This window comes from Acidobacteriota bacterium, assembly GCA_003225175.1.
Lineage (GTDB): Bacteria > Acidobacteriota > Terriglobia > Terriglobales > Acidobacteriaceae > Gp1-AA112.
Genome location: QIBA01000056.1, coordinates 75143 through 87789 on the forward strand (window position 1 = coordinate 75143; position 12647 = coordinate 87789).

At 56.2% G+C, this 12647-nt stretch carries 8 protein-coding genes and 1 pseudogene; 4 read left to right on the top strand and 5 right to left on the bottom strand.

The window, feature by feature from the left end:
• Window positions 1–124: 124 nt before the first annotated feature.
• From DMG62_16225 to DMG62_16240, 4 genes and pseudogenes are all read right to left on the bottom strand, one after another.
• Window positions 125–2365 carry a hypothetical protein gene (locus DMG62_16225; protein ID PYY21940.1) on the bottom strand — a complete coding sequence of 747 codons (2241 nt, stop codon included), beginning with the start codon at window positions 2363–2365 and terminating at the stop codon, window positions 125–127.
• Entirely contained in the window at window positions 2269–2763 is a 495-nt protein-coding gene (locus tag DMG62_16230; protein ID PYY21952.1) for a (2Fe-2S)-binding protein, read from the bottom strand. The genes DMG62_16225 and DMG62_16230 overlap by 97 nt, the downstream gene beginning before the upstream one ends.
• A 192-nt stretch (window positions 2764–2955) precedes the next feature.
• Window positions 2956–6372, bottom strand: coding sequence for a TonB-dependent receptor (locus DMG62_16235; GenBank protein PYY21941.1), 3417 nt, complete (start codon window positions 6370–6372; stop codon window positions 2956–2958).
• Between the two features lie 244 nt (window positions 6373–6616).
• Window positions 6617–6960: pseudogene (locus DMG62_16240) on the bottom strand (cupin).
• A gap of 461 nt (window positions 6961–7421) precedes the next feature.
• On the opposite strand from DMG62_16240, the gene DMG62_16245 reads away from it, so the two are divergent.
• Genes DMG62_16245 through DMG62_16260 form a run of 4 tightly spaced genes read left to right on the top strand, consistent with a single transcriptional unit; the run spans window position 7422 to window position 12138 of the window.
• Entirely contained in the window at window positions 7422–9158 is a 1737-nt protein-coding gene (locus DMG62_16245) for a benzoyl-CoA-dihydrodiol lyase (GenBank protein ID PYY21942.1), read from the top strand.
• A 36-nt stretch (window positions 9159–9194) separates the two neighbouring features.
• Complete coding sequence (gene boxB, locus DMG62_16250) at window positions 9195–10619, top strand: benzoyl-CoA 2,3-epoxidase subunit BoxB (GenBank protein ID PYY21943.1); 1425 nt, start codon at window positions 9195–9197, stop codon at window positions 10617–10619.
• Window positions 10620–10675: 56 nt separating this feature from the next.
• Window positions 10676–11197, top strand: coding sequence for a hypothetical protein (locus tag DMG62_16255; protein ID PYY21944.1), 522 nt, complete (start codon window positions 10676–10678; stop codon window positions 11195–11197).
• Window positions 11194–12138, top strand: a complete 945-nt coding sequence (locus DMG62_16260; GenBank protein PYY21945.1) for a transcriptional regulator — start codon at window positions 11194–11196, stop codon at window positions 12136–12138. Before DMG62_16255 ends, DMG62_16260 begins: the two co-directional genes overlap by 4 nt.
• 56 nt (window positions 12139–12194) lie before the next feature.
• Here DMG62_16260 and DMG62_16265 read toward each other — a convergent pair.
• Window positions 12195–12647 (bottom strand): glycosidase (locus tag DMG62_16265; protein ID PYY21953.1); only part of this gene is annotated, 453 nt, incomplete at its 5' end.

Consider the following 12647-nt stretch of genomic DNA (forward strand, 5'->3'; position numbering starts at 1 on the left):
AAGATAATTCCTCCAAAAGAACAACCGGAGAAACCAGAGTGATCGGACCCGAAGCTGCGTGACCGAGGCAAACATCAAGTGATTTTATTCGCGCACATCTACAAACGTTTGCCTTGGTCGCTGCCTAGGTCAAGCGAATCGGCAGCTTTCTAACGCGCTGTCCTGTCGCCGCGAAGATGGCGTTGGTCACCGCCGGAGCGATCGGAGGCACTCCTGGTTCTCCACAGCCCGTGGGTCGATTGTCGTTGGTTAGAACGAATACCTCGGTTTCAGGCGATTCGAATATGCGCGCGATAGGGTAATCGTCAAAATTTCCCTGCTCTACCGCCCCGTCCTTCACAGTGATCTCTCCATACAGAGCGGCAGCAAGACCGAAGACAATCCCCCCTTCCATTTGAGCTTTCACTCCATCAGGATTCACGGCACGTCCGCAGTCCACCACACAAGTAACGCGATGTACCTGGAGATTTCCGTTATTCACTGACACTTCCGCAAGTTGCGCGACGTAGGTATCGAATGAATAGTGCGCCGCAAATCCGCGAGCGCCGCCTTTGGGCGCCGGCTTGCCCCAGTCGCCACGTGTAGCTGCCTCCTGAATCACGGCGCGCATGCGATGCGGATCGAACTCCGGTTCCTTGCTGTTGGGATTCACTTCCCGATCCGGGAGCAGCGCCAGTCGGAACTGCACCGGATCTTGTTTGGCGGCATGCGCGAGTTCGTCGACGAAGCTCTGCACTACGAATCCATTGAAGGAGTTCGCTACGGAGCGCCACCAGGCGCGTGGAACGCTGGTTGCCGCGGCAGCGTACTCCAGCTGGATATTGGGAATCGCATAGGGCAGATCGATCGCGCCTTCGATCTCCTGCCCCTCTGATTTGCCGCCCCAGAAATCGCGGATAGATGTAGAGACAATCCGGTGGTGCCAGGCGATGAGGCGATTGTTTTCATCGAGCGCTCCAGCCATCTTGTGATAGTTCGCCGGACGATAGAAGTCGAAGCGCATATCGTCCTCGCGCGTCCAGACCACCTGCACAGCTTTGCCGATCGCCTTCGAAACTAGCGCCGCTTCAACAGCAAAATCGAGCTGATAACGCCGACCGAACCCACCGCCGCTCAACACTGTGTGCCCGACGATCGACTTGGATGAAAGCCCCGTCGCCTGGGCCACGGCGCCTGCAATCCACTCCGGAGACTGTGTTGGCGCCCAGACCTCGGCTCCATCGGAGCGCACGTGCACCGTACAATTCATCGGCTCCATCGTTGCATGCGCGAGAAACGGCATCTCGTAGTCTGCCTCGACCTTCTTCGCGGACTTCGCGATCACATCCGTAGCGTTTCCTTCATTGCGCAGCACTTTTCCTGGATTATTCGCCAACGCGACCATGCGCTGGCGCAGCGCATCGCTTGTGTCTTCGGGTTTAGCGCCGTCCCAGTTCACGACCAATGCATCTCGTCCTCTTATCGCTGCCCAGGTATTCTCTGCCACAACAGCGACTCCCGCCCGCGTATGGGCATTCGAGACTTCAGGAATCGAAATCACATCGATGACGCCTGGAACGGCCTTTGCTTTGGCGGCATCGAAGTTCTTGAGCTTGCCTCCGTAATAGGGACAACGAGCAATGACCGCCCTCACCATCCCAGCCACGTGGACATCGAGTCCAAATTGAGCAGAACCATCGCACTTGGATGGAATCTCAACCCGAGGCACGGGCTTGCCGATGTAAATGAACTCTTTCGGATCCTTCAGCGGAACTGATTTCAAATCGGGAATCGGCAGCTTGGATGCAGCCTCAGCCAGCTGGCCGTAAGTTGCCTTCTGCGATCCGGAATACACAATGCCTTTCGCTGTACGGCAGCTTTCGCGCGAGACGTTCCAGTGTTGCGCGGCTGCGGAGATGAGCATCTGTCGGGCAGCCGCTCCCGCCTGGCGCATGGGAGTAAATTGACCTATCGTGCTGCCGCTCCCGCCCGTACTCATGTCATAAGTGTCCGGATTTGTGTCGGCATGGATAACCCGCACGAGATTCCAGTCCACGTCGGCTTCGTCCGCGAGGATCATGGGCAGTGTGGTCATGATCCCCTGACCAATCTCGCACTTGGCAAGCATGAGCGTGACGCTGTTGTCTGGAGCGATCTTCAACCATGCGTTTAGCGGATTCGCCATAGGCTTGGCCTCTTTCTGGCACGCTACATCCAAGGGCAGCGAAAATCCAATGACCAGCGCAGCGCCACCGCGGATGAAGTCGCGACGAGTTACAACGTTGGCGCTCATGCGAGTTCTCCTTTCGCAGCACGCGTCAGTTCGGCCCTTGTGATTTCGGCAGCACGATGAACCGCTCGGCGGATGCGAACGTAGGTTCCACATCGGCACAGATTGCCCGAGAGCGCCTCGTTGATATCGTCGTCAGTGGGCTGTGGCTTGCGCGCGAGCAGTTCGGCAGCCGCCATGATGAATCCCGACTGGCAGTAGCCGCATTGCGGGACCTGCTCGGCGATCCAGGCCTGCTGTACTGCGGAAAGATGGTTACGATCCGGAGACAAGCCTTCGATCGTCGTAACACGTTTGCCTTGCACCGTCGAGAGCGGAGTAATGCACGAGCGCGTCGCGCGTCCGTTCAGGTGGACGGTGCACGCCGCACAAAGCCCGCGGCCACATCCAAACTTAGTGCCCGTAAGATTCAGGTTATCGCGAAGAACCCAGAGAAGAGGAGTCTGAGGATCGGCATCGACGTCTTGCGTCTTGCCATTCACGTTGAGGGCGATAGGAGACACGTGTACCTCCTGATCCTCCTTAGCAATTGACGTGAGCCGAAGAGATTCGTCTCACATCAATCTGTGCAAAGGGTGGCACGAAGTATACGACCTGTTTGGCGTTATGGACGAGACCAGGACTGAGTGCCAAAACGAAAGCCCGGTCCGTATAGGGGGACCGGGCACGAGACAGGACAGCAATGCCTAGAACGTCAGCCGCATCCCAAGCTGGATCTGCCGCGGTGGTCCCGCCGTAGTCGGATGTCCGTAGTCACCACTGGAGATGTTGGTGTTATTCACTAGCTCCGAGGTTTGCGAACTAAACCGGAAATTCGTGTGATTGAAAGCGTTTACGACGTCTGCGCGAAATTGCAGCTTCAGATCCTCTCTGCCGAGTCCAAATTCCTTGCGCAGAGAGAAATCCCATTTGTACAGACCCGGTCCGCGCACCAGACCAGCGCCGCTGTTGCCCAAGCGGCCGTCAGGAGCCGGAGCAAATGCAGCGCTATTAAACCATTGCGTCGCGTTGGGCCCGTCGATCTGAACTGGCCCACCAAGGTAATCAGCACGGCGCCGCGAGGACGAGGGCAGGGTCAAACCAGCAAATGTGCTATTGCCGGTCACGGTGAAGGGCCCGCCAGTCTGTAGCTGGGTCAAACCGCCAAGTTCCCAGCCTCCCAGCGTCTCTCCTAGAAAACCGCTCTCACTGCGGAAGGACGGCAAGCGATAATTGAACGTAGTAACGAAAATGTGGCGGTGATCGAAGAGAGCCGGACCATAGTTCAAAAAGCGCATGGTGGCATCTTCGATATTGTCGCTGGCACCGCTGTTGCGAACGTCTTCATTGCCGCCCCCGCTGTCGGTGAGATTTTTCGACCAGGTGTAACTGCCAGTCAGCGTGAGGTCTCCTTTACGCTTCGTCGCATAGATCTGCAAAGCGTTGTAGTTGGAGATGGCATCGCTCAGGAACATGTTGATGGTGGAGTAGCCCTTATATGCCCTGAGCGCATCCAGAGCCGTAGCCTTTTGTGTTGATGGCAGCGTCTGATTGGCTAGCATGGTTGCGATGCTTGGCATGTTGATGTCGGGTTTGCGCATCAAGTGTCGCGCCTGATTGCCAACATATGCGACTTCAAGAAAAACATCAGACGGCAATTCACGCTGCACACTCAGGCTATAAGTCATGCTGTAGGCCTGCTTCAGATTTGGATCGATGGCCGAAATGCTCAATCCGCCTGCCTTTGGCGCCGCTCCACCGGCGGGATTGGAAAGACTTGCTGTATTGAAGACCGCACTGCTTGAGAATGGCGGATTGCCGACCTCATCGAAGATCATGTTGCCTTCGGGTGTGTCATAGAAAAGGCCGATACCGCCGCGAACTGAAGTCTTGTTGTCGTTGAAGGGTTGGAGAGCAAAACCAAAACGCGGCGCCCACGTGCTCTGACCTTGATAGAGCCCGCGCGTTGCGCCATCCGGAATTGCACTGGGTGCGCCACCGCTGCCGGCTCGGATGAGGCCATTGAAGGGATTGCCGCCCTTCGTCGTATCGATGGTGCCGTCAAGCTTGAGTGTCACCGCCTTTGATGGATCGTAGAGCGCAGGATCGAAGTTCGTCAGGTTATTTGCCTGCGTGTACCATGGGACGAAGTACTGATAACGGACTCCCACCTCCAGGCTGAGATTGCGCAGCACCTTCCAGTTGTCAGTCACGTAAGCGTGATATTGCGTAAAACGGAAGTGCCCGACGGGATCGTCGGAGGCTTCTTCATATTTATTGAAGTTACCCATCAAAGCATCGGCGAGCGAATTGCCGGATGAATTGGAGCCGGTCCCGGTAAAGGTGATCGCCCCTGCATACAGCGAACGCGCGTTCTGATCTTTGCGATTCCGAATGACCAGCACTCCGGTCTTCAGCGTGTGTGCCCCGTGGCTCCAAGTGAGGTTGTCCCCCGGCGCTATGTCGGTTGTCGGAGAGAGCAACGCGTGTGACTGGCCCTTGAGAGTCTGAAAGGTGGACATCATGATGTCGGGAATGCTGTTGCGAAAGCGTCCCCCACCGTTGGGGAACAACTGCGGAAATACGAAACCGTAGGTGCTGCGCTTCCACGAGTCACCTACCGGATTCAGGCGTTGCCCATTCCAGGAAGCATTGATCTTGGCTTCGTTCACCAGCGTCGGCGTGATCGTCCAGGTGTGCGCTACTTGGTAGCTCGTGCCCGGACGCCTGCGGTCTTCAGGGCAGCTTGGTACGTCGGTAGCGCAGGAAAACCCGCTGGGCAGCAGGATGCTGAACTCGTCATGAATGTAGCGCAGATAAATGTTGTGCTTCTGCGTCAGCGAGAGATCGACGCGCGCGAAGTCCTCTCGGGAGTCGAACGGTTGAGCGTTCTGATAGATTGTGTTGCTCCCCGTGCCGGTGTTAGTGAACGAGGCTGCCTGCTGTTCCATCGCGCCATAAAGCTTTGCGATTGCTGCTCCATCTGCGGTGATGCATTGCGGGCTGAGTACGTTATTCGTAATTGTGCAGCCGGCGGGAGCACTTGCGGGCTTGGTCAGCTTTAAGGTGTTGTACTTCCAATCGCGGAAGTCGCCAGAGAGCTCGGCCGTCGTAGGCATCGTCACCTTGACCGGAGCCGTCGAGGAGCGCAAGTACTTCCACTGCTCGCCGACGTAGAAGAAGAGCTTGTCGCGCTTAATGGGACCACCTAACTGCCAGGTGGGGTTGTTGAAGCGCAGCGGCGGCTTGATCGCCGCTCCGCTGACTTGATCCCGGGAGAAGTAGTTCACTGCATCCAGATAATCGTTGCGAAAATATTCGGAAATACCGCCGTGAAGACGGTTGCTTCCACTCTTTGTCACTACGTTAACGGCGGCGCCGGCGGAGCGTCCGTACTCGGCGGAAAAATTGGAGGTTTTTACGCTTACCTCCTGGACGAAATCGAGGCCAACGTTGTTGATCAAACTGCCATTGGAACCTGAATCCAGATTGAAGCCGCCGTCCACGGTATGCAGGTTTTGATCGCTGCGGATGCCGTTGACCGAAAATGGGCTCGCTGTAAGACCAGTAGTAACCGCCATCTCGTCCTCATCCGTGACCGCGGCACCCGGCATCAGCGTGACCAATTGCCCGTAGTTGCGGCCATTGAGCGGCAGGGTTTCCACCTGCTGCGCGTCCACAACCCGCGAGATCTCACCCGAAGTTGTGTTCACGGTCTCGCCTGTTCCCGTCACTTCAACGGTTTCGGTGACGGCGCCCGGCTTCAGGGTGAAGTCCACGGTCACGCGTGCATCGGGATCGATGTGATAGCCAGTCCTTATTTCTCTGCCGAAGCTCTTTTGCTCTGCGGCCAGACTGTAATTTCCAACCGGGAGGTCGGTTACTACATAAAAGCCTCTGGCATCCGTTGTAACGGTGCGCGTGAGCCCAGTTCCCAAATTGACCACGGCGACTGTTACTCCGGGAATGGCCGCACCGGAAGTATCCACTACCGTTCCGGAGAAGCGGCCGGTGATGGTCATTTGCGCGGCCACGGAGCGTACTACCGCCATCCACGCAGCACCTGCCAACACACACGCAAGAACGCCACGCAGCGTTCTGGATTTCAAATCGATCGCTGACATTTCACCCTCTCGTTTTGTAAAGAGCAGAGACGCGGGTTCAGCTTGGTGATTGCAGCAACGCTCGCTGCGCTAGTTCATGTCTGATCGCAGCTAAGCCGCAGAAGACTCCAGCGTCGTGCTATACCGCATTACGGTACAATGTATCGTATTCCGCAAATCGGCGGCGAGCATACTGGTCGAAGTGGGTGCCTCTTGTCAAGACTGAAGTATGGGTTCACTGCGGCCGGGAACTTGGGTCAGTGTTTTATTGGTCCCGATGTACCTTGTCCGGAGAAAATGCCGGCAGGCAGACTGGCTGCGTTCGGAGTTGAATACTGAATCCACTCTCTGCGATGCGCGATTACTGCCTGTCCCGCTTGAACATCGAGGGTTCCGTCCTGTTGCTGCACGCGCACTGTTCCTTTGAGCACGATCGTAAATTCATCAAACTGGGGACGCTGCCCCGGTTCTTCCCATCCTACCGGACTGCGCATATGCGCCACACTGGCAGCCCGTCTTGCTGTTCACGAGGCCAATATATTCGTCGATCAACTTTGGTTTCGTTCCTGCCGCCTGAATGGGCATAAGTTGAGAGATGAGGGTCGGCAAATTTTGTTTTCCTCAACGACGACTCCAATTTCGTTAGAGCAACCGAGAACAACCGACAAATCTTGCAATGGCTCTCGTTTTCGGAGTACCAAATAGAGTTCGACTTTGGAGGCGACAAGCACAAGGATGCAGTGGGCTCCGACTCCGCAACAAATCCCGCGACGCAGGAACTATTGTGCAACTCAGACGCGACCCGTTTCAGTCGAAGCCGGTGACTGAAGAGTCAAAACCGCAAGCTTCCGGTTTGGCGAACCGCAAGATCTTGCGTTTTAGAACGGAGAAGTATGGCCGAAAATCTTATAACGTGTTAATCGAATGTACTTACGAAACGGCGTTCGGGGAGGGCGGAGGGGTACGGTCCCGGTAAGCGCATCGCTGCATAATACTGCACACGCATTTTCAATTCTTGCGCTTGACATGCTTTATAATGCATCTCTATTTTAGAAGTCTAGGAGTTCTCAATGGATACCGCGCTCGCCGTTGATCCAGACAAGCAGACACAATTCGTCGATTTTCAGACGCATGCTTCCCGCTACCAGCATTGGCAGCTTAAGTTCGCCGGACCGATTGCCAGCTTAATAATGGACACGAAAGAGGAAGGGGGCATCCGTCCTGGATACAAGCTTAAACTGAACTCCTACGATCTAGGCGTTGACATCGAGTTGCACGATGCTTTGCAGCGCATCCGCTTCGAACATCCTGAGGTTCGCGCTGTGGTCCTCACCAGCGCCAAGCAACGCGTCTTCTGCTCTGGCGCAAACATTTATATGCTCGGCAGTTCATCTCACGCGTCGAAAGTGAACTTCTGCAAATTCACCAATGAGACGCGCAACGGGATTGAAGATGCCAGCCGCAACTCCAGCATCAAGTTCTTGGCGGCATGCAACGGAACCACCGCAGGCGGAGGCTACGAGCTGGCCCTTGCCTGCGACGAGATCATTCTGATCGATGATCGTTCTTCAGCCGTGAGCCTGCCTGAGGTTCCGCTGCTGGGCGTCCTTCCCGGAACGGGAGGGCTGACGCGTGTAACCGATAAGCGCAAAGTCCGCCGCGATCTTGCAGACATTTTTTGTACGGTGCCGGAAGGCATTCAAGGCCAGCGAGCAAAAGACTGGCGGCTGGTTGATGAGGTCGTGAAACCGGCGCAGTGGAATGACCATATCCAGAAGCGCGCCCAGGAACTGGCCGCGCACAGCGACCGTCCGCAAAACGAGAGCGGAGTGGAACTCACGCCGCTCAAGCGCAGCGTCGACGACCACGGCTATCACTATGAGCACGTCGATGTGACTTTCGATCCTGAGGGACGCAGCGCGACGATTGCGGTTCGTGCTCCGCAATCGGTTACCGCGAAATCCCTTTCTGAAATCAAGCAAGCAGGCGCGAGCTGGTGGCCGCTGCAGATGGCCCGTGAGCTCGACGATGCCATTCTGAGCCTGCGCACTAATGAACTTGGACTTGGTCTGTGGATTTTAAAAACCAGCGGCAATGCGGACGCGGTGCTCGAGATCGATCGTCAACTGATTAAACATCGCGGTAACTGGTTCGTCCGGGAGGTGATCAGTATGCTGCGTCGCACTCTCGCGCGGCTCGATGTCGCTTCCCGATCGATGTATGCCGTCATTGAAGAGGGCTCCTGCTTTGCCGGAACGTTGTTCGAGCTGGCTTTAGCCGCCGATCGCAGCTACATGCTGAACAATTCCGATAATCCTGAAGGCACGTTCATCGCGCTGTCGGAGATTAATTTCGACTTATGCCGGGATGTAGAGACGCAGTCCGCCGCGGCGGACGTCTCCCGATGCTGCCTGTTGGAATCAGTCAGTGGAGTACCGCGACTGATCTCGCGGTTCTATGGTGACCAGAAGAAGATCGAAGCTCTGCGTGCTCTGATCGGCAAGAAGGTTTCTGCGGAGGAAGCCGCTGAAGCAGGTTTAATAACCGCCGCTCCCGACGATCTGGATTGGCCCGCCGAGCTTCGCCTGGCGATCGAATCTCGCGTGGCGCTCTCACCCGATGCACTCACCGGTCTCGAAGCCAATCTTCGCTTCGCTCAGCCCGAATCGATGCTCACGCGAATCTTCGGTCGCCTCTCGGCATGGCAGAACTGGATTTTTATCCGTCCGAACGCAGTTGGACAGACCGGAGCGTTGAAGGTGTACGGAAGTGGGAACAAAGCAAAGTTCAACTGGGAGCGGGTGTAACGTGGATCCGGGCGGATCCATGTCGGAGATGTCGCAATGAACATCGATTACGCACAACTGATCCCCAACAACGTCAACCTCGCCAGCGACCGCACGTTGCAGCGCGCGCTGGAGCGCTGGCAGCCGGCATTCCTTGGCTGGTGGAACGACACTGGCCCGGCCAGCACTTCGGATCTTCAGGTCTATTTGCGCACCGCCATCAGCGTGGAAAAAGACGGTTGGGCTAACTTCGGCTACGTACGCATGCCCGAGTATCGCTGGGGCATATTTCTGGTTCCCCGCGATGACAATCGCAAGATCCATTTTGGCGATCATCAAGGCGAGGCCGCATGGCAAGACGTTCCCGGCGAATATCGCTCGACATTGCGCCGCATCATTGTTACGCAAGGTGACACCGAACCGGCATCGGTAGAGCAACAGCGCCTGCTCGGAAAAACTGCACCTTCGCTCTACGACATGCGCAATCTTTTCCAAGTGAATGTCGAAGAGGGACGACATCTATGGGCGATGGTCTACCTTCTCCATCGCTATTTCGGGAAAGATGGGCGCGAAGAAGCCGAGTACTTGCTCGAGCGCCGCTCGGGCGATACGAATAATCCGCGTATTCTCACGGCCTTTAACGAGCAGACCCGTCACTGGCTCGCATTCTTCATGTTTGCTTTCTTCACCGATCGCGACGGTAAGTTCCAACTGTCGTCGCTCGCGGAGTCAGCATTCGATCCGCTCTCGCGCACCTGCCGCTTCATGCTGACCGAAGAGGCGCACCACATGTTTGTCGGCGAGTCGGGAGTCGCTCGCACGGTGCAACGCACCTGTGAGTTAATGAAGCAACATGGCCTCAGTGATCCCAACGAGGGACGCCAGTTCGGAGTAATCGATCTGTACACGCTGCAGAAGTTTGTGAACTTCCACTACAGCGTGACGCTCGATCTGTTCGGCTCGGACATTTCTTCAAACGCCGCTACCTATTACACCACCGGCTTGAAAGGCCGCTATGAGGAAGGCAAGCGCAGCGACGACCACCGGCTTGCTTCCGATGACTACAAGGTGCTCGACATGGAGAAGGGCCAAATCATCGAGAAGCGGGTTCCCGCGCTGACCGCGCTCAACGCTCGTTTGCGTGACGACTATATAGATGAGATTCAGGGCGGGCTCAATCGGTGGAACCGCATTCCCGAACAGTTGGGAATCCCATTTCGGTTCAAGCTGCCGCACATGGGCTTTCACCGTAAGATTGGGAACTTCGCTGGACAATTTATCAGTCCAGACGGTCAGGTAATCCCCGAAGCTGACTGGAATCGACAGCGCGACAACTGGATGCCCTCGGAGAGCGACCATCAATACATCCAATCGCTTATGGGGCAGGTGGTCGAACCGGGCAAGTTCGCCAACTGGATCGCCCCACCCGCTCGCGGAATCAACGGCAAACCAATTGACTTCGAGTATGTGAGGTTTAACTAGCGAGTCGCTACTGGCTTCTCGCTGCTAGCAGCCCTCGCCGGCGTACGAGATGCAAGTTGCTGTACAACGCGCGAGTCACAACAGATTTTCACAGTTCGTCGGGCGAGAGCGCTCGGTACTCCGGACTACAGATCTTGATAACGATGACACAGAACAGTCTCAATACTGACCACGTACTGTCAGCCACGACGACGTCAGAGTGCTCCATTCATTTGGACGATCTGCGCAACTTCGCGGCACGGCTTCGTTCCATTTCAGAACGTGCTCGCAAGCTTCTCGTGCACATCGCAGAGATGGCATACCACGGACGCGGGCAGGATCGGAGGACCGATGTTGCTTACCTTCCTGAGCTGTACGAATCCACAGGCCTGGATGTTGAATCCATGTATGCGCTGTTGAAAGAGCTGCAGGCTGCACAATTTGTTGTTGTCGAGGATCAATATCCGTTTGAGGACGTCAAAATACTGTCGTGTGGATCAGGATGGAATGCTTTAGCCGCGATCTCAAGTCTTGCTGAAGCGAAAAGAATTCCCTTACGCGACGTTATTGCCGACGTCCATTTTGAGCTGTTGCAATGAGTAGAGTGTCCCACTACGGAACGGAGCTGGTGCAACCAACCGGTCGACCGGAGACTAAACCGCCAGAGCAGAGCGACTCCGAATACTTGCGTTTATTGGGCGAGAATGTTCGCGCAGCCCGTGCGCGCCGCGGGATGACGCGAAAGATGCTGGCCACCGACTCCAGCGTCTCGGAGCGATTTCTCGCGCAACTCGAGAGCGGAACCGGGAACGCTTCGGTGCTGATCCTACGGCAGATTTCGCAGGCGCTCAATCTGTCGCTTGAGGCTATGCTGCCCGGCGCACACGAACATTCTGTCGAAATGGAACGCGCTCTGAGTCTTCTGCAGCGACTGGAGCCGCTTGAGTTGCGCGAGGCACAAGAGCTTCTATTCCAGCGATTCGGCAAAAAGAGGAGTGAGAATGATCGCCGTCATCGCATCGCGCTCATTGGTCTTCGCGGCGCCGGAAAATCTACTATCGGCAAGCTCCTTAGCAGGAAATTGGAGCTGCCTTTCTTCGAGCTCGATGGGCTGATTGAACAGACCAGCGGCATCTCCCTAAGCATGATCTTCGACCTCTACGGACAGAGCGGATTTCGACGATTCGAACGACGCTGCCTGGACAACCTGCTGAGCACGCAGCAGAGATTTATCGTCGCAACCGGCGGCAGTCTGGTGTCGGAACCCTCTACATATGACCTGCTGCTCACGAGCTGCTACACGATCTGGCTTCGGGCTACGCCGCAGGACCACATGTCCCGTGTGATTGCGCAAGGCGACATACGGCCCATGGCGCAGAGTGCCGAAGCAATGTCGGATTTAGAACGCATTCTCGCGGAGCGCGACGAGCTGTACAGAAGAGCCGATGCGTCGATCGATACCAATGGAAAGTCCGTAGAGGAAGTGATTCAGGAATGCTTCCACAATCTTGAATCCATGTTGGACGTTGCGCGCAAATAGCACAAACTCGAATCCGGGCGGGGGAGCACCCGAATCGACGTGGTCTTGCGTCAGGACTAATGTGTGATCGAGATTCGAATTCGCGAGGCTCCAATGTACTTGTCGGCGCCGCCATAGTAGATCCACCACTCGTCTTTGCTTTTGTCTTTCACCATGCCTTCCGTGAATACCACATTAGGAACCTGACCTACGCGCTGCCAGTCGGTTTGCGGGCGCAGGAACGGCGTTTCTGCTCGCGCGATCAGCTTGCTCGGATCAGTCTTGTCGAACAGAGCCCACGCCGTGGTGTACACCAGCTTATCGTCAGCAGCGTTGTAGATAAGTAGGATTCCAGCATCGGTGACGATCGGCGGCGGACCAGGTTCCATAACTCTCGAATCGAATGCACCGGCTCGGCGAGGCAGCACCGGCTGCGCTGTCGCATCGCTCCAATGAAGCAGATCCCCGGAGAATGCCAATCCCATGTAGTCGCGCTTGTCGGACGCAGTTCCAAGATAGTACATCCACCA

Coding starts and splice junctions, on each gene's coding strand:
- DMG62_16225 (PYY21940.1), bottom strand. CDS start 2,365: ATGTGGAACCTACGTTCGCATCCGCCGAGCGGTTCATCGTGCTGCCGA.
- DMG62_16235 (PYY21941.1), bottom strand. CDS start 6,372: ATGTCAGCGATCGATTTGAAATCCAGAACGCTGCGTGGCGTTCTTGCG.
- DMG62_16245 (PYY21942.1), top strand. CDS start 7,422: ATGGATACCGCGCTCGCCGTTGATCCAGACAAGCAGACACAATTCGTC.
- boxB (PYY21943.1), top strand. CDS start 9,195: ATGAACATCGATTACGCACAACTGATCCCCAACAACGTCAACCTCGCC.
- DMG62_16260 (PYY21945.1), top strand. CDS start 11,194: ATGAGTAGAGTGTCCCACTACGGAACGGAGCTGGTGCAACCAACCGGT.